Here is a 17,564-nt window from a genome sequence, read left to right on the forward strand (position 1 = left end):
ACGCCGGCACCAGAATTCGAACCTTATAAGCGATAATTATCGTGTCCCTTTCCTGCAATTAAAATCAAAACTTGATTTTTTCAGTTTAAAGGACTATCTTTTATTGTGCGATGCAACAAAATTGGGGAATATCATGATTATGGAAAATTATATGAATCAGCTGAATCAATTGGCCAGACAAATGCAAAAACCGATGGAAGAAATGATGCAGCTGAATATTAAAACACTGCAATCCTTTCAACCTAAAACAGAACACTTACAAAAAATTGAGCGACCCGAAATGCTTTGGGAGCGTCAGATATGTAATATGATTGAGTCTGGTCATAAGTGGCTTGATTATGTTGAAAAATCATTCGAGATTACTGAACGCGCCATGCTTCAGTTTGTAAAAGGTTTCGGCCAATTCCGCGAGGATTCTCAGACAGGGCATAAAAGTGCTTTTGATACTGCAATGTCGAATATGAGTCATTTTAATCCCATGACTGCCTGGCAGGATGCTGCAAGCCAAGCATTAGATTCCTCTGCAATGGAAGGTATTGATCCGACTCAGATCGTTCGTGAAGTAGCTGAGTCAGCCGGGATCCCTCGATATAAAAAAGAGCCTCTGAAACCAGCCGGTAATGGGTCCGTTGGGCAAACCAAGATGGGCAAGCGTTCTGAAAAAGGGGCTGATAAAAAAGATAAGCATTAATAGTTCATGCCACCAAACATGATTCCCCATTGCCCTTTGCATGTAGTCCGGATGTCTATAGGCGGACTACATCCAATGAGGATATCAGACAAATGAGAAAATAAATGTCTTTCTTTCTATTCGTTCAAATTCTTTTTACGCTAATCGGAATTATTCTGCTTTTTATCGCCTTTAATATGCTGCGGCCTAGAGAAAGCGAACAAAAACGAATCCAGGATCAATTCATATTTTACTTAGGCCTGGGTCTCTTTTTTATTTTCTTTCCCTTTATTGTTGATTACTTTATCGCATAGAAGGCATTGCCAGGTGATAAACGATTTATCACCCTTAATTTGCTTTGCGGTAACCATGAACTAAACTTATTTTAAAGCCTCTTCCAATGATATTGGTATGGGAAAAGAAACCGAGTATAATTCACCTGAAGATCAACCAGAACCGACCCAGAACAATTTTAATAATCGAAGACATTCAAAGATTATTTTAAATACCGAGCAGAGCTTACATGAAATGATTCCGCAGCAATTAACGGGAAAAGGGGGAGGAGGTAATGCTGTACGCAGAGCTAAGCGAGTTTATTCATATCAGCCCTTAATTGCATTGCCCGATAGGTTGTAGCATCATATGCGGTAAAAGCCATAGAAATTTAGATAATTGGTTGAATTTGCTGTTGCGTGCAATTTGAACACAAGGTAGGTTTTTGTGATTCCGTTTCCATTTCTTCTTTTCTTTCGACAGAAAATTCCAGATTATCTGTATCTTCAATTTCGACCTTGAGGCCGCAGTTTTCACAGTGCTGTACAAATGCCATGGTATGATTTCCCTTTCGATATATTTAGCTGATATATATAGTTTAGCTTATTTGACCGGTTACAATTTTAGCCTATTATAATTAGCTAATGAAAATGATTAAATGTCCAGGGAGATGTCAATGGCAATCTGGTTCAAGGAAGTTACGCTTGACGATCTTAACCGCTTTGGAAAAAACAGCATGTCAGAATTTCTTGGTATACAATTTATTGAAATCGGAGATAATTTTCTGAAAGCCAGCATGCCAGTTACTGAGCGCACTAAACAACCATTCGGTCTGCTTCATGGTGGTGCTAACGTCGTGCTGGCAGAAACAATTGCCAGTACTGCAGCAAACGGTGTTATCGATTCGAAAAAATTTTATTGTGTTGGTCTTGAGATCAATGCTAACCATTTACGTGCCGTTACCAAGGGCATTGTTACAGCAAAAGCTTCCCCAATTCACATTGGACGTACTACCCAGGTTTGGGAAGTGGATATTTTTAATGAAGAAGGGAAGAAGACTTGCGTATCAAGGATGACAGCCGCTGTAGTAGGGCGATAGGCCGTCTTTGCGAGCCTTTGGTGAAGCAATCCAGATCGAAGCTCGATTCTGACTATTCCTGGGTTGCTTCACTGCGTTCGCAACGACGGGTTTAGCAAATGAAACTCAAACTAAACTGTAATTCGTGAGTATATAAATAAGACAGTTTAGGATAGCCGTAGCCCCAGGGATCGGGCATGGCATTATTAAGCCTGCTTTTACCCCAGTCAGCAAACTCATAACCTAAACCTACTTGCCAATGGGGCGACAGGTTTTTCTGAACACCAGCGCCTAAAGTAAACGCAAAACCCTGGGTAGTATTGCTCTGATAACCCAGCTTGGCCAGTGCTATCCCGGGGTTAGCTAAATAAACAGGGGGGTGTGTCTCGAAACTATAGGCATGATTAAAGCCGATACCAAAACTCCCGCTTAAATAAGGTTGAACATAATAAGCAGGATTTTCCGTGGCTAATAAGCCTTTAATGGCTACACGGCTATGGTTAATGTGATAGCTATAATTCGCTACGTTAGGAACAGCAACCAGATCCATCGTCCCATTGACTTCCACCTGACTGGCGCCTGCAAAAGCAAGCCCGAGACGGCCAATCATATTGTTAGCGACCTGATGCTGCAGGGCAAGAAATACCTCACCCGTGCCGAGAGTTCTTGCATCTTCACTTCCTCTGAATCGAGCTACTTCGTCAAAATTAACCGGGTAAACATACAAACGTCCCAAAGTCTGATCATCTCCAGGCCAGGCCCAAGCTGGCCCGGCACTTAGAGTGATCACTTTAGACCATCCAATCAAATAGGGCTCATCTTCCATAATGCCGTCAGAATAACCGTTTGTTGATAATAAAATCCCAATCGCTAAAGAAATTGGCTTATTCAACCTCATCTTTTGTCCTTTGATTTATAAGAATTTATACAGCGTCTATTAAACGTTGAGTCTTCTGATGAGTCAATCACTATTTTAATAATTAAGAGTATTCCCCTGTATTGAGGTGTATTACTTATTTCGTTAAAATCCACAGTTTTCGGAGATTGCCTTGAGAAGGATATCATACGGACTACTGGCTATTTTGTTTGTAAAAACCTCAATCGTTTTCCCGCTAGATTATAATGCCTGTGATCCGGTTCTCGGTCCGGTGCGGATTCAAAATTCGGCTGAAGAAACTGTATTTGATCATACTAAAGGTTGTCCAATTACAGATGGCGATTATTCTGACAACCCGGCCAGGCCCTTCATTGCAGCAGATCAGACTGTATGGTGGTTTGCCAGCAATTCAAAAGGTTATTTCAAATCCGCAGGAATACCGGTTTCACAAGGGGCTAAGGACATTATTTCCAATCTGGTACGTTACAAGGATAATGGGCAATGCTCGGCTTGGCTTCAGAGTCGATTTAATAGTACTCCCAATGAATATCCGGTAGCCAGTTACAATAATGAAATATGGATGGTTTCACCTTTCACCAGTGACGGACAAAATATATTCACATTTGTCCATAATGAATACCATATCATCCCATCCAACGTGACCGATGTGTATGGAAATCTGATAGGTGCAATGTCTACAGATGGAGGAAGTAGTTTCCAGGTATTTACTAATCCACAGCAGCCTGGCTTTAATTTGCCCCTTATCGCTTCCCCTTATGCATTTACCAGCGGCAAAGGAGGGATGTTTGCACAAAGCAATATTATCCAATGGGGGGATTACTATTACGTATTAATCGAGCAAAACCTGCAGGCATTTAGTAGTTCAGCACCTCCTGCAGGTGTTTGTGTGTATCGGAATGATAATCTGGCTAATCCCCGGGGATGGCTGGGTTTTGACGGCGAGAAGTATACCATTCCACTTGTTCCCGAGTATCCTTCGCAAAATCCTGAGAACCCGGAACAATATTTGTGTCATCGGGTATTGCCCAATTATTACCGTTTTTCATGGACTTACAATACCGTTCTCCAGAAATTCATTATTATTGGATTGGATACTGATTATTCGCAGTCAGGGCAGCCTATTGAAGCCTTTGTTTATACGCTGGCCAACCTCGACCCGGATACCGGAGTCCTAAGTCCGGCAACAAATACCGGTTCATTATTCAAGGAATATTTTCTGCTTCAAATCACCTGGTTTGATGAATGGCAAAATGCCGGTAATGTTTTTGGTCAAGCCTATCCAGGCCTGCTTGATCCGACCAGCCCGGAGAATGGCGGAGATAGAAACTTCCAATACTCCGGTGCCAACCCTTATCTGTATTACACATCATTATTCCCGGCAGAAGAAAACCATGGAAGGGATAGAGATGTTGTTCGTCAGCAGCTGAGCGTTGAGAATTGCCTTCTGCAATAACAACTGCTGTAATTAATATGATAAAATGCCATCCTGGTGTAGAAGCAATTAACGGTTGAGAACCTTATTATGAGCCTGCTATTGGGAAAAAAATATCAAAGCCAGCCAGATGAATCCGAACTGGGGCAGTCTTCGCAATACGATACCCATTATAATCCTGATCGCCTTTTTGCTGTTTCCAGAGAGGGCAAGCGCAGTGAAATTGGCGTTGATTCTTCTTCGCTTCCTTTTTATGGGTTTGACTGCTGGAACCATTATGAGGTGTCATGGCTTAATGAAAAAGGTAAGCCTGTCGTTGCACTGGCTGAAATTATTTATGATTGCGAGACCCCTAACATAATCGAATCAAAATCCTTAAAACTCTATTTTAACTCATTCAATAACACTCGAATTAAGGATAGCGAAACCCTGCGGCAAATCGTAGCGCGTGATTTATCGGCGCGTATCGGGGGGAAAGTTGATGTTCGAATCCTTTCCCTGAAAGATAAAGAACTTAGTTTTATCCAGTCAATGCCGGCTGGTGAATGCATAGATGAACTCGATGTTACTTGCTCCGTCTACCTTGTTGAACCAAACTATCTTTTTACTGAGGGAGAGAAGGTTGAGGAAGTCCTTTATTCTGATTTATTAAAATCAAATTGTCTGGTTACAAAGCAACCGGACTGGGGCTCAGTGCAAATTGCATATACGGGTAAACAGATAAACCGCGAAGGGCTGCTAAAATACCTGATTTCTTTCCGTAATCATAATGAATTCCATGAACAATGCATTGAACGGATTTTTGTACATATTCTGAATCGTTGTAAACCGGAAAAACTGACCGTCTATGGGCGATATACAAGACGGGGGGGGCTGGATATTAATCCTTATCGCTCGACAGAGAAGACTGTTGTAAAGGGGCTAAATCAACGATTAGTCAGACAATGAAGGCGTCCTGTCACCTGCTTAATTTATAGCCGATATCGTAGTTAATTAATAAATATTGGCTATAATTTGTTAAGACTCATCATTGAAAAAAAACATGGGCCTCAGTGTCTCCCAATTTTCTCATTTGCTGAAGGTGCTGACTGATATTGGAAAATCACTTTCTGCCGAGCGGAATCCTATCGTCTTATTAGAATCCATATTGAGGAAAGCGCAAGAAATTACGAATGCAGATGGCGGTACTTTGTATACCTGCACGTATGACAATAAACTCAAATTTGAAATCCTGATAAATAAATCGATGGGACTTCATCTGGGTGGAACGAGTCAGAACCAGGCTAGGCTCGAAGATCTGCCTTTATACAATGAAAGAGGCGAAGCGAATAGGAATATGCTTGCTCCCTGGGCTGCTATCAGCAGGAAAACAGTTCATATTAAAGATGCCTATAAAAACAAGCGCTATAAGCTGTCTGGTACAAAAAAATTTGACCAACAGATGAATTATCATTCACAGTCATTTTTTGTGGTCCCCATGACCAACCATCTCGATGAGGTAATCGGCGTTCTTCAACTGATCAATCCTATCGATCCGAAGACCAAAAAAATCACCACTTTTTCGCCATTAAAACAGCATTTGGTAGAATCACTGGCCTCGCAAGCGGCAATCACAATTACCAACCAGCAGCTCATTCGCGACCAGAAGAATCTTTTTGATGGCTTAATACAGCTTATTGCCAAGGCAATCGATGAAAAATCACCCTACACTGGAAATCATTGCCGACGAGTGCCTATTATCACACGGATGATCGCCGAGGCCGCTTGTGCAATAAATCACGGCCCCCTCAAGGATTTCAGCATGACTGAAGATGAGCTATATGAACTGGAAGTCGCTGCCTGGTTACACGATTGCGGAAAAATTTCCATACCCGAGTCTGTGGTGGATAAATCTACCAAGCTTGAAACAATTATGGATGGTGTAAAGTTAATCGATATACGTTTTGAAGTATTGAAAAGGGATATGATTATCGAAAATTTACAACAACAAATTAAGGGCTTATGCGGCGAAACCTATGATTTATCCAATGATCAGAAGTTGCAGAAAGCACTGGACGGTTTGTCCCAGGAACGTGAATTAATCCATCAACTTAATCAGGGCAGGGAAGATACATCCGATGATGAAATAAATGCCATGAAAGAGATTGCCAGGCGTCAATTGATTTCTGAGCATAATCAGTCAGAAAACTTTCTTAGCGAGGCTGAAATCCAGATGCTGGAGATAAGGCGCGGAACTCTATCGGCTCAAGAAAAAGAAATTATTAATAATCATGTCAGTGTAACCATCAAAATGCTCGAGTCTTTACCTTATCCTAAAAGCCTTCGCAATATTCCAATCTATGCAGGAAGCCATCATGAAAAAATCGATGGAACTGGTTATCCCCGAGGCCTGACCAGTGAGCAATTTCCTCTAAAGGCGCGTATAGTCGCTCTCGCTGATATTTTTGAGGCGCTGACTGCAAATGATAGACCCTATAAGAAAGCTATGTCATTGGAAGAAGCACTAGCAATACTCAATCAAATGAGAGTGGAAGGTAAAATCGATTCCGATTTGGTAGATGTTTTTATATCCGAAAAAGTGTATGAACGGTTTGCCAGGGAGTATCTGTAATTAAACGCATAGCATTGGAAGAATATCATGATGATGCAGCTAATTTTATTTGCGATAGGCTTTGTTCTTATTCTGAAGGGTGGCGATCTGTTCGTAAGCTCAAGTACCGTCATTGCTTTTCATCTGAAGATCCCACGATTTATTATCGGAGGAACAATAGTAAGCCTTGCTACAACAGCGCCTGAATTTGTAGTTTCAGCAACGGCAAGTTACCTTGGCGATTCAGGTATAGCGCTGGGTAATGCCCTGGGCTCCGCGATAGCCAATATAGGCTTAATCGTAAGCCTGACTGCAATCTTAGCGCCTGTCTCTGTTGAGCTTCTTCCTTTTAAAAGGCGGTCACTATGGATGTTAGCGACTACGACAATCGTTTTTATTTTTGCCTGGAATCTTGAAATCAGCCGTTGGGGCGGATTGTTTCTGGTTATCTCTGCACTGATATATCTGCTGTTAAATCTGATAAAAGCCAGATCTGAACGACAAAAAAATAAGTCCTTAGAGCCACAGGCCACCCCTGAAATGAATGTGCCAATGATAAATGCAGTGATGCATTTTCTCCTAGGTACAGTTTTGGTGGTTGCTGGAAGTTGGTTACTGGTTAACTCAGGAACTGCCATTGCAACCGCCTTAAAAATCCCTTCATTTATTATTGGATTAACCGCGGTGGCCGTTGGTACATCGCTACCCGAATTAATTACAGCCATTACGGCAGCCCGGAAGCAGGTTACGGACTTGTCAATCAGCAATATTATTGGCGCTAATATCCTGAACCTGGGCCTAATTACTGGAACAGCCGCAATGATTAGACCTCTGACGATGGATCTCTTTACTAAATACTATGCATTCACTTGGGTATTCATCATGATTATTGGGATGATGATAATTTTTTGGAAAACCGGAAAGATGACCAAGCGCTCAGGGATCATCATGCTTTCACTATATGGCCTGTATGTAATCGGATTGCTAATTTTCCCCTTTTTATAATTACATGTGTTGCTGGGCACTCAGTATTTTCAAAGCTAAAGCAAAAAAGATAAGCGCAGTGAGTTTATTAAATAAATTTTGAATTGCATCGCTGGAAAAAATGCGTTCTTTTAAATAGGCAAATAAGAAAGCATAGACAAAGTTGATAATGGTGCCCGATATCACAAAACAACATCCTAATGATAATAATTGCAGCCAGATGCTTCCACGCTCCACATCAACAAATTGCGGCAGAAAAGTTATAAAGAAAATGCCCACTTTGGGATTTAACAGATTGGTAAGCACTCCATTCTGGTAGGACTTCCAAACTGACACTGTTTGCTTTTCGGTTTTTAGAGATTTTTTTTGTGAACCAAGGGCTTTCCAGGCCAGGTAAAATAAATAAAATGCCCCCGTTATTTTTATCAAATTAAAGATAAAAGGGGACTCCTGTAAAATACTGGACAGACCCAGCGCTGAAGCAATTGCATAAAGTGCAATACCGGTACCGATGCCGATTGTTGCAGCCGCCCCGTGTTTAAAACTATTAAGACTTTGACTTGCAACATATAAAACATCATTGCCTGGAGTAAGATTCAGAATAATTGTGGCCGTCAGAAAGAAAATAAATTGAGCTGAATCTGGAAACATAATGCTTCACTCTACCAAGCAAGTTTGAGTGCATAATGATAATAGAATTAATTTTATATGAGCATTTATTTATTTTAGAACAGGGGTTCTGCGTTGAAAATTCTGGATTATCCATCCCATACCCAGTGCAATATCGCATCACATAGACATATTTAGAAGCATAATGACCAAAGATATCCGTGCGTTTTTACGCAAGACCCAAACATCGCTTACAAATCTTTTGAAGGAACTTGACTCCACAGGACCTGTGCAAGCAATGCCTGAAAAAACAATTCAAGCCTATGTGAAACATTGCCGCAAGGTTTTTAGTGAATTACCCTCAGCAAACCTTGCCGAGGCCTTGGAAAAAGCCCTGAAAGCTAATTGGGATTTAATAAAAGGCAGCCTGCTGTCATACACGGCTTTACCGTATCATCCTGTGACTAAAATATGGACTAAAGCTGCTCAACTGGTCGCTTTGTCAAAGCCGGTATCCAGTAAGCCTGCAAATCCGCTTTTGTATTTAATTCCTGATTTACAGTGTGTCGAGTCTATTCATTTTTCCTTTCCAGATTTGGAACCAGTTTACAACGCTTCGACCGGACAATGGGAAATGGATCTGCTAAAAATTCTATCCACTCATATCCAAAACGACGCTGGCACCCATCTTATCCCTGTGGGTAGTATTTTCATACTCGGAGAGGAGGGGGGGGCAGGTTTTCCACCTATTTTCAACCCTTACGTCAATGACGATACTGAGCGCTCACTGGATCGTTTAAATGAAAAGGAAACCTTGCGTCTGTTCCATTATTCATTGGACACACAGATCATTTATGAGTCCAAGCAGCAATATGATGCCATGGCAGTAAATAATAATGATTTGTTAGGGAAGCTGACTTTCCTTCGCCAAAAAATGAAGGAAAATAGTGCGAATGGCCGTGGGAGCGAGCTCGTGGCAGGTGATTTTTTTGATAAACATTTGATGGATTTTATTGCCTGGTATAACGCAATTGAGGATCACTCAGATGAACCATATCAAATTAAACAGTTTATACAGACCCTCCGCGATTTCAGTGCACCAGTGCTAAATCCATTCAACAAAGTGCTTATTACCAAAACCCTTCAAAGGGTTGCAGAACTGCCCTCAGAGGATAATCAGTTTTTTAAGGAATATTTTGAGCCGCTTAAAACGATTGAAGCAATGGATAATCCTAATCAACAACAATTGGAAGAGGCTCGGGAGATTATCTACAAATTACTGTCGCAACTGGGCATTATCACCTCCCTGACTCATAAGCCTCTGGAGCGAGCGATTCCGCAGGCTCTTGTGGACAAAGCATCGAAACTAAAACGCTATGCTTTTAGAAAAGACAATCGGGAAAATCCAGCCACATGCCTCAATATTCTGGGGAGTAAGCTGGATAAATTGCTCGTTACATATCGCGATGTATTAGCTAATATCAGAACCAGCGCGAATAGGCAAGAGTCACTCACAGAAGAAGCGATTAAGATATATCGCTCGGCGAAGGAAACGTTCAAGAAAAAACTCGATACCAAGGAACCATTAAATGGACATGACAAACTACCATTAACCCATCATGTTCTGAAGAAATTACAGGTAAGAATCTCATTTAACAGACCGCAGGATTTGGTAGTTTTAGAAAACCTGTCACCTGATGAAATTATCGAAATTTTTAGAAATCCCCTGTTGGTGGATGCATTACTCCATCAAAACAATCGCGACCAGCTCATTCTGTTCGCTCTTACTACATCAACTGAGAAGTTAATCGCGCTTCTGACAAGTTTAAGCCAGTCACTGCTTAAATCATCCAAAAAGCATTGGGGACACCTAATCCCATTAATAGTTCATCTCACAGAAGCGCTGGAAGTCGAACAATGTCAAACCATTTATGATCCGCTGAAGCATTATCTTGCCAGACTATGCATTGACAAGACATCCCAGTTTGAACGCAATCTGATTGATCAGATTAGCTCTGCAAAACAAGGTGTCCTGTGGGGCTCAATTATTGATGAGCTTTTAAGGTTGACTACAACAGCAGAGTCTTTTTGCAAGGTTTATGGAATACTTTCTTTGAGCAATAATGAAAAAATGAAGTTTTTTTTCAATCAAATGCGAGAAAGGCTTCCGGCTTTGATGAGAACAGTAACTTCTCGCACATTAGTATTTGAGAAGCTGTCAGATAATCATCGCCAATTAATTTTTCCGAATGGGCTGGCCGATCAATCCGATAATATTAGAACACTAAACCAGTTTATGTCGGTTTATGATCACTTACACTTCCATCAACAAGTAAATCTGTTTAAACATCATAAAAATACTATTCCCGGATGGATTAACTCTTCAATTCATTTATTACAACTGTTCAGAATATTGAATCCTGCTGAATTTGATGAATTAATTTTAGAGATTCAGATCGATAAACTACCAAAAAAAGCAACTGTCAGCGAGGTTCGTTCTGCACTTGAAGGCAAGTATGAAGGCCGTATCCCCGGGCGATATATTGATTTGCTTATTACATTAACTGACTTGTCCGCTGTATCTTCTTTTCGCGATTTAAAAAATCTTATCGAACCGATGCATCTTATGCAAATTCGTTCAGATGAACAAGATCGTCAGTTTTTAATGAAAGCACAGCAGCATATTAGAAATGTTTTTAACAGTATTGAACCTCGGCTCGACACATTTTCATGTTACTCAACTTATGATATGGCCCAAGTACTCAAAGCAGTCAACATTGAGCAACGTAATGTCATATTCGACCGAAAATTACTCCCTAACTTAAATACATTGATCCAAAATACAAACGATTGGAATAATTTGCTGTTCTATATATCTCCTGAACAACGCAATATTGTTAATCGCTATGTATTCAATAATCTTCCATGGCAACAACTCTTCACCAAACTGGATGACTTTATTCGTGCGCCATTCCCGGTTCTTGAGTCAGAGCAGATAGGCGATATACTCTCAAGCTGCAAAGAAGTTTTACAAAGAAATATTAAATCATTTGGCTCTTTGACCACTTTTCTGAGGAAATTAAGGTGCCCCAAAGAAGATAACAAATTGGTATTTGATATGTTTAAAGGCCGTTTCAAAAGCTGGGTAGGGAAGAGTGCAGACACCATCAGCACGCTCTTATCCTGTCTGGCTCCATCAGAAATTAAGGAGGCCTTCGAGCTGTTGAAAAATATCATTCCTAAACATATCAAGTCAGCAAGAGACCTTGTTTCGATTGGCCGCTATCTGACAAAACAACAGCTAAGTAGAATAAGATCAAGAATCAAATTTGAAACGAACGAGCATTCGCTTTTAGTGACATTAGCGGAACTTAACCGGCTGGATGTTGATGAGCGTGCAGCAACACTGGCAAGTATTTTCGACTTCCTTCCCCGGCTAATTTACTCACTCCAAGATCTTTCTGATCTCAGAGAGTATTTAAGTGCAGGCCAATACTGTGAATTATTTTTAATGTGTTTTGATAAGCTCACAGCTGTTCAGAATTCTAATGGTATTAACCGCAGAACCCCTGCCTTATCAAGCGCAAGCGATTATTTGCAGCTGCTTCAGTCATTGAAGTTCGAACAGGCTTGTGCAATTTATTCCTTAATAGTCAGTAAACTTCCCGAGCACTTTGCCAGACACATTTTTCTTCTCCAGCTTGAAACGTTTAATGAATCTCCTGAGAAGTTTATTGGTTTTTGCAATAATGCGCATTTCCAGCTGTCCACCTGGATCCGCTCAATACCAGACCTTATCTTCTTTATGGAGAAAGGTATATTCCTTAATACTGAATTACTTCTCAAAGCGGCCCGGCCCATCCTGCAAGCAATTAATCCCTCTGCCAGCGATATTGAAAAGCTAAAACAACATTTATCTGAATTTGAATTCAAGGAAGTAATTGCCTGTTTTCCAGAGAAACCTGCGGATGAGGAAAATCGAATGCAAACCGATTCGCCTGGGCGTAATCGGAATGCTTTTTTTGGGCTTAAGCGGAAAAATGACGCTGTTTGCCCGACAACTAACAAACGGCCGCGCCTAGAAGATAAGGAACATAACCTTGAGAAAGAAAGCGAGTCCACAATTTCATCGGACTTATTAAATTTTGAAATGGATGAGGCACTCGATGACTGGTTGTTGGGTGAAACCACGACTGAGGGCACTATAGAGCTGGAAACAGGATTTGTAATGTAAACCGGACAGTTGTTGAAAGAAGAGTGGATGCTCAACTCTCAGCCACTTACTAAGTCTGATTATTTTGATAATCAGACTTAGTGATCTTGGAAGTTAGTGGGATTTCTTAACTATCGAACCCCGCCGCTGCGACCCACAGGTACCTACACAAATGTGTAAAGCAACAAAGTATTTTTTAAGTCGAATCCCCGCGGCAGCGACCGCGGGGCCCATGCCTGGTGGCCGAACATGCTCTTCGGATGAATTCAAATGTTGCCGAAAAAAGCAATTAAAAGCAGTTAGAAACAAGTCTTTAAATATTATCCTTAATTAGTTAAACCGATATTCTAAATAGGCTTCGTGTAGGCCCCGCGGTCGATGCTGCGGGGATTTGGAATGGGAAAACCTCGTGAGGAACTTTAAATCCGCAGGGCTAAGGAAGTTTCAAGAAAAAGAAGATGTCGGATTGAAATCCAAATTTAGACATAACAAAAACCGACTCCCAAGCACAATTATTAGGATGTGTACTATCAAAAACTTTTTCCCATTCTTTTTGCTTATGGGTAATTGAGCCGATAATTTGATCCCATTGTGCTTTGGAGTGACCAGTTATTCTATTTAAACCATGTAATTAGGAGTTTATTAATTAAATTCTTTTCTATTGTCCCTCTCCATTTCGCTATCCACTTTTATGGCTGATTTTGCATGATAAAAACCCAAATGACCTAAAAAAGTCACCGGAAGTAATCGTTGCATATTTAGTGCTGTGTAAAGTTCGGATTGTTTATCGTTTAAAATCGATGCCAAATCGTCCCCCTTTCCAATATTTAATACCGCGCTAATTATTAACTGAATTTTTTCGCTGCTATTATACCAGTAAGGGTTCCAACTATTTCGATGCTCAGCTAAGCGGTCAATCAGGTTTATAACCATATGGCCTATTTTTCCCTGATTATTTAATATTGTAATTGCTTTATCATAATCACTTAGCTCTGCTTCCTTTGGAGTAAACACTAATTCTGAAGTGTTTAGCCGTCTTGAGAGTTGCTCTTTAATATGCATATAGAAGTCATTGATTCCGGCATCAATAAAGGGAAAATTATCAGCTAATTCATTGTATAGTTTCGGGGACAGTTTGAGCATATTAGGTAGCGGTATAGACGATGCCTGTTCAAATAATTTATTGAACTCTTGGATTAAGGGTGCGTTATCTGCAAATTCTCCATCTTTCTGTTCAGGAAGTTTCCCTAATTTATTTCCAAATTTAATAATAATTGCTATATGGCCTAAAAAATTAGAAACAATGTCGAAAGCCTCTTTTGCATTAACAGTTCGATCTCCAACCTTCATTGTTAGAGGAAGTTTTTTTTGTTCGTTTTTCGCCTGCTCGTAGTTGACGAACTCTGTAAGCAATTCGTTCAATAGAGGCATTAATTTTTTGGCATAAAAATCCTCATAAGAAACTGCAGCTGTTACATATTCATGTATTTTTGAAAACTCAAGGACTCGTTCTATCGACATATTAGTAGTGTAGGACTCAAAGCCTGATAGTATTTCCTGCTGTTGCGACGGAGTTAAATCGCCATCGAAATGATTTAACAACGATTCCAGATTCGATGGAGTAGCTAAACCTGGCAATATAAAATGAAAGTGTTCATGCTTGCTCTTGCTAAACAACCAGGAAAGATGCTTATTACGTTTGTTGTGCGCATAATCATGCATCGCACCCTCACCCACGGCGAGGGTGGGATAGATTACGCCCAGACGATTATAGCGCTCATTGAACTTATCCAGTTCGTCAGAGGGCACGTAGACTGTAATAAACCGGCCATTAATTTTAATTTTTTTAATGAGTGAATTTTCAGGAAATCTTTTTATAAACATATCAGCTGCTCCATAATAAGTGGTTTATTATAACATAGTCTGTTCAATATGTAATCAGTTGAGCGGTTTGGCTGAAGATTATCCTTCATACGGAATCAGATGATGTTTGATAAATTAAGACAAGAAGGTTTTGCATGGAATCATAAACGCGCGGATAAAACCGAAAAAGCGGTTAATCAGGGAAAAGTCTGAGGCACTGGCTCAGCCCACTGCAATCAACGAATGTTGGTCTATGGATTTCATGCATGATCAACTAGACAATGGTCGCTCTTTTCGATTATTCAATGTCCTTGATGATTTCAATCGAGAAGGCCTTGCTATCGAAGTGGATTTTTCTTTGCCGGCAGAGCGCGTAATAAGAACACTGATTAATTATTGCATCATAAAACGATGACTACATTGAATACACTAATCCATTAGTACCTTTAATCTATATAATCAGACTTAGTGTTCCCCGTCGGAATTCCCGCGGCACTGACCGCGGGACCCGCTACTAGAGCATCGTAGCGATGGCGAATAATTTACACTTGTATCGTAAAGAATCCTACATCCGCAAAGCTGAGGAAGTTTCGAGAGTATGTTCTAACTCGTCATCATGATTAGTGAAGTTCAATTTTTTAAGGTTACGGTTCATTCGTTCATTGCTTAGTTCTCCGACAATATTAGCCAAACTCACTTTATCGCTCATTATTGTTTTGGCAAGATCAAGCACAGCCTGGCCTTTTTCTTCGTTCTGCTTAAGAAGCCGGTCTAGATACTGCGCATCTTTAAAGTGGCCAGCTGCAAATAACTCCGTATAGGCCAAAAGCGTTTGCTGTTGCGTTACTAATTCCTGTGTCAGTTTCTCTAACTTAGCCGGCTGGTTTACTATATCACCTGTAAGCTGATATATTTTTTCAATCTGGGCCTCAATCTCCCGTCTAACAGAGTCCTCGCAACCTTCAGCAATATCACACGCAGTAAGGGCTAAAGCCAGACTTTTCTTCAGCTCTTCCATAGAAGGTTTTGTATCTGTATTACGGTAACTCTCTAATGAATGGACATTTTTTTTCATTGCATTAAAGAAACTGACGGGATTTTTCATAGTGTGATCCTAAATAAATTGATAAAACCAGGCCTCAATGACCCTTAATTGCCTATTGTATTCATATTTTAATCACCCGGCAATCCATTCATACGCATGGTTGTAAAACATGACCTACGTATTGAAGAATCACAAAACGAAATCACTAATGCCATTAATTTAGGACGCTAATCATATTTGTCTGGGTATTGATGAGCAAGATGCCCGGACTCTTTGTCAAACAGGTGGACACTCCCTGCCCCTTTATCTTTCGACCAGCTTCCTAAAAATTCCCAAGATCCAGTTCTTATATAGTGCTAATATATGGCAAGCGAGATCAAGAGTCTTCACCCGAGATAAATAAGAATGAGCCGAAGAAAAAATCAGCCTGTAATTAAGGTCACTAAAAGAGATCCTAATAATCCTTAAGGCGGATCCTCATCGTCACCCAAAAGTCGAACCAGGCAGAAAAACTGGAGCTTCATCATCGTGGCCCCCCAATCATGCTAGTCACACTCCAAGTTACCACCTGCTTTAAAAGTTCAACAGGAATAGCAGCTTGAATGAACTAGTGCTCTGTAGTTATGTTATGAGCGCAGCCCTGTTATTTATTGCAAGCCTAAATTGGTTACGACGTCTTCTATGACTTTTTTATCCGTTCCTTGAAAAGCCTTATAGGTTTCATTTGATAATCGACTTTCAAAAAAGCACACTTTCCGGCGTAATTTTTCAGCCCTTGAACGCCGCTCCGAAAGGGTTTGTACCGCTTCACCTTCAGTGGGCTTAGTTAAAGCATCAGCGAGTGAATCTATAGCTTTTGATAACGATGTTTTTGCTTTTAATAATTTTGTTTCTTTTTTAGGATTACTTTCATGACTCACATAATCCTTAAAACTAGTCACCAATCGCAAGCGAGTGGCGTAATGGCTCGTTTTATATTGTTGAGTTCCGCAAGCTTGCTTCAATTCATCGTGCAAAAAAGGCTCTGCATCTTTTTAATGTTTCTTTAAACTTATGTAAAAATAATTCGCTGGTCAATAAGCGTGTATCAATAATAATTTTTCTAAAAGGCCCCCGATTTTCATTGCCAACTGTCACAAAAGCATCCGAGCTTACCAATCGGGCCAATGGACCAAATGCATTATTATCTATAGGGGGAAACTCGCTAGTTATCGACTCTACTAGTTGCTTTGCTTCATTTTTTGATATATTTAAATAAAAATATGTCTCTAAAAGGTAGCCGAAATTATGAGCGCCCCGGTCAAAATGAGACTTAGTTAATTTTGCTTTGCTTTGAAACATGTTTAATAAAACCATTCCCACTATATCGCACTTGAATTTATCCAAACCAAATTCTGACAGTATTTGGTCCAGTTTAAATTTAAAGTCCCGGTAGAAATCAGTTTGATTAGTATGGCATCTATAAGCAAATGCTGCGCGTGGCTCTTGCATTAACTCTGCTATTTTTTCATAAATTTTATCTTTGTGCTCAGCAATTAACTGCAATGGAATTTTAATGTAGTAATAACCATAATAATTGCTGAAAATGCCTGTGATGGTTTCTACATTAAAATATCTTTTTAAAGCCGCTACATACTGAGAGCCTATCTCTTTGGTTAGTGCAATACGAATACATACATGTTCGGGCAATAATTTTTTTCTTCGTTGATAATTATGCTCTTCTACCACACTCTCCACATAACTATCGTGATGTAATTCGGGTTTAAATTCAGGTGATTCTGCTAATTTAAATAAAGCATGTTCAAAAACATGTCCTGTATCTAAGCGGATAGAATAAGTGGTAGATAAATACTGATTAAATTCTTTAAAAAACTCATTGTAATTCATTATTGCTTCCTCGATAAACTAA

At 40.1% G+C, this 17,564-nt stretch carries 15 protein-coding genes and 1 pseudogene; 9 read left to right on the forward strand and 7 right to left on the reverse strand.

Going from position 1 to position 17,564, the window contains the following annotated elements:
* Window positions 1-151 precede the first annotated feature (151 nt).
* Window positions 152-691 (forward strand): hypothetical protein, encoded by a 540-nt coding sequence (locus DYH42_RS07040; protein ID WP_131793019.1) that lies wholly within the window; start codon window positions 152-154, stop codon window positions 689-691.
* Window positions 692-1,081: 390 nt separating this feature from the next.
* Entirely contained in the window at window positions 1,082-1,306 is a 225-nt protein-coding gene (locus DYH42_RS07050; protein WP_058524131.1) for a hypothetical protein, read from the forward strand.
* 28 nt (window positions 1,307-1,334) lie between these two features.
* On the opposite strand, the gene DYH42_RS16570 is transcribed toward DYH42_RS07050, so the two are convergent.
* A complete protein-coding gene (locus DYH42_RS16570; protein WP_157062401.1) occupies window positions 1,335-1,499 on the reverse strand; it encodes a hypothetical protein in 165 nt (54 codons plus the stop codon).
* 120 nt (window positions 1,500-1,619) lie between these two features.
* Between DYH42_RS16570 and DYH42_RS07055 the strand changes: the two genes are divergently transcribed.
* Window positions 1,620-2,042 (forward strand): hotdog fold thioesterase, encoded by a 423-nt coding sequence (locus tag DYH42_RS07055; RefSeq protein ID WP_058524132.1) that lies wholly within the window; start codon window positions 1,620-1,622, stop codon window positions 2,040-2,042.
* 91 nt (window positions 2,043-2,133) lie between these two features.
* On the opposite strand, the gene DYH42_RS07060 is transcribed toward DYH42_RS07055, so the two are convergent.
* Window positions 2,134-2,919, reverse strand: a complete 786-nt coding sequence (locus tag DYH42_RS07060; RefSeq protein WP_058524133.1) for an outer membrane protein — start codon at window positions 2,917-2,919, stop codon at window positions 2,134-2,136.
* A 151-nt stretch (window positions 2,920-3,070) separates the two neighbouring features.
* Between DYH42_RS07060 and DYH42_RS07065 the strand changes: the two genes are divergently transcribed.
* From DYH42_RS07065 to DYH42_RS07080, 4 genes are all read left to right on the forward strand, one after another.
* Window positions 3,071-4,372, forward strand: coding sequence for a hypothetical protein (locus DYH42_RS07065; protein WP_131793018.1), 1,302 nt, complete (start codon window positions 3,071-3,073; stop codon window positions 4,370-4,372).
* A 69-nt stretch (window positions 4,373-4,441) separates the two neighbouring features.
* Complete coding sequence (gene queF, locus DYH42_RS07070) at window positions 4,442-5,299, forward strand: NADPH-dependent 7-cyano-7-deazaguanine reductase QueF (protein WP_058524135.1); 858 nt, start codon at window positions 4,442-4,444, stop codon at window positions 5,297-5,299.
* A 94-nt stretch (window positions 5,300-5,393) separates the two neighbouring features.
* Window positions 5,394-6,962 carry an HD domain-containing phosphohydrolase gene (locus tag DYH42_RS07075; RefSeq protein WP_058524136.1) on the forward strand — a complete coding sequence of 523 codons (1,569 nt, stop codon included), beginning with the start codon at window positions 5,394-5,396 and terminating at the stop codon, window positions 6,960-6,962.
* Window positions 6,963-6,989: 27 nt separating this feature from the next.
* On the forward strand, window positions 6,990-7,946 hold the full coding sequence (locus DYH42_RS07080) for a calcium/sodium antiporter (protein WP_058524137.1): 957 nt from the start codon (window positions 6,990-6,992) through the stop codon (window positions 7,944-7,946).
* Here DYH42_RS07080 and DYH42_RS07085 read toward each other — a convergent pair whose 3' ends face one another.
* Window positions 7,947-8,576, reverse strand: a complete 630-nt coding sequence (locus DYH42_RS07085) for a LysE family translocator (protein WP_058524138.1) — start codon at window positions 8,574-8,576, stop codon at window positions 7,947-7,949.
* Window positions 8,577-8,739: 163 nt separating this feature from the next.
* On the opposite strand from DYH42_RS07085, the gene DYH42_RS07090 reads away from it, so the two are divergent.
* Window positions 8,740-12,768 carry a hypothetical protein gene (locus tag DYH42_RS07090; RefSeq protein WP_058524139.1) on the forward strand — a complete coding sequence of 1,343 codons (4,029 nt, stop codon included), beginning with the start codon at window positions 8,740-8,742 and terminating at the stop codon, window positions 12,766-12,768.
* Window positions 12,769-13,389: 621 nt separating this feature from the next.
* On the opposite strand, the gene DYH42_RS07095 is transcribed toward DYH42_RS07090, so the two are convergent.
* A complete protein-coding gene (locus DYH42_RS07095) occupies window positions 13,390-14,631 on the reverse strand; it encodes a hypothetical protein (RefSeq protein ID WP_058524140.1) in 1,242 nt (413 codons plus the stop codon).
* A 142-nt stretch (window positions 14,632-14,773) separates the two neighbouring features.
* Between DYH42_RS07095 and DYH42_RS07100 the strand changes: the two are divergent.
* Window positions 14,774-14,998: pseudogene (locus tag DYH42_RS07100) on the forward strand (IS3 family transposase); the annotation flags it as partial.
* A 177-nt stretch (window positions 14,999-15,175) separates the two neighbouring features.
* Here the strand turns inward: DYH42_RS07100 and DYH42_RS07105 are convergent.
* The 3 genes from DYH42_RS07105 to DYH42_RS07115 all read right to left on the reverse strand — a co-directional run bounded on the left by DYH42_RS07105 (window position 15,176) and on the right by DYH42_RS07115 (window position 17,542).
* The gene (locus tag DYH42_RS07105) at window positions 15,176-15,715 is read right to left on the reverse strand and encodes a hypothetical protein (protein ID WP_058524141.1); all 540 of its coding nucleotides are present in this window, start codon (window positions 15,713-15,715) and stop codon (window positions 15,176-15,178) included.
* Between the two features lie 587 nt (window positions 15,716-16,302).
* The gene (locus tag DYH42_RS07110) at window positions 16,303-16,671 is read right to left on the reverse strand and encodes a hypothetical protein (RefSeq protein WP_131793017.1); all 369 of its coding nucleotides are present in this window, start codon (window positions 16,669-16,671) and stop codon (window positions 16,303-16,305) included.
* Window positions 16,661-17,542, reverse strand: a complete 882-nt coding sequence (locus tag DYH42_RS07115) for a hypothetical protein (RefSeq protein WP_058524143.1) — start codon at window positions 17,540-17,542, stop codon at window positions 16,661-16,663. The genes DYH42_RS07110 and DYH42_RS07115 overlap by 11 nt, the downstream gene beginning before the upstream one ends.
* Between the last annotated feature and the right edge of the window lie 22 nt (window positions 17,543-17,564).

The organism is Legionella birminghamensis, from assembly GCF_900452515.1.
In the GTDB taxonomy this organism is placed as follows: domain Bacteria; phylum Pseudomonadota; class Gammaproteobacteria; order Legionellales; family Legionellaceae; genus Legionella_C; species Legionella_C birminghamensis.

What these genes read in the sequence shown, in the direction of transcription:
- DYH42_RS07050 (WP_058524131.1), top strand. Translation starts at nt 1,082, where the DNA reads ATGGGAAAAGAAACCGAGTATAATTCACCTGAAGATCAACCAGAACCG.
- DYH42_RS07105 (WP_058524141.1), bottom strand. Translation starts at nt 15,715, where the DNA reads ATGAAAAATCCCGTCAGTTTCTTTAATGCAATGAAAAAAAATGTCCAT.
- DYH42_RS07080 (WP_058524137.1), top strand. Translation starts at nt 6,990, where the DNA reads ATGATGATGCAGCTAATTTTATTTGCGATAGGCTTTGTTCTTATTCTG.
- DYH42_RS07090 (WP_058524139.1), top strand. Translation starts at nt 8,740, where the DNA reads ATGACCAAAGATATCCGTGCGTTTTTACGCAAGACCCAAACATCGCTT.
- DYH42_RS07095 (WP_058524140.1), bottom strand. Translation starts at nt 14,631, where the DNA reads ATGTTTATAAAAAGATTTCCTGAAAATTCACTCATTAAAAAAATTAAA.
- queF (WP_058524135.1), top strand. Translation starts at nt 4,442, where the DNA reads ATGAGCCTGCTATTGGGAAAAAAATATCAAAGCCAGCCAGATGAATCC.
- DYH42_RS07115 (WP_058524143.1), bottom strand. Translation starts at nt 17,542, where the DNA reads ATGAATTACAATGAGTTTTTTAAAGAATTTAATCAGTATTTATCTACC.
- DYH42_RS07055 (WP_058524132.1), top strand. Translation starts at nt 1,620, where the DNA reads ATGGCAATCTGGTTCAAGGAAGTTACGCTTGACGATCTTAACCGCTTT.
- DYH42_RS07040 (WP_131793019.1), top strand. Translation starts at nt 152, where the DNA reads ATGAATCAGCTGAATCAATTGGCCAGACAAATGCAAAAACCGATGGAA.
- DYH42_RS07060 (WP_058524133.1), bottom strand. Translation starts at nt 2,919, where the DNA reads ATGAGGTTGAATAAGCCAATTTCTTTAGCGATTGGGATTTTATTATCA.
- DYH42_RS16570 (WP_157062401.1), bottom strand. Translation starts at nt 1,499, where the DNA reads ATGGCATTTGTACAGCACTGTGAAAACTGCGGCCTCAAGGTCGAAATT.
- DYH42_RS07075 (WP_058524136.1), top strand. Translation starts at nt 5,394, where the DNA reads ATGGGCCTCAGTGTCTCCCAATTTTCTCATTTGCTGAAGGTGCTGACT.
- DYH42_RS07085 (WP_058524138.1), bottom strand. Translation starts at nt 8,576, where the DNA reads ATGTTTCCAGATTCAGCTCAATTTATTTTCTTTCTGACGGCCACAATT.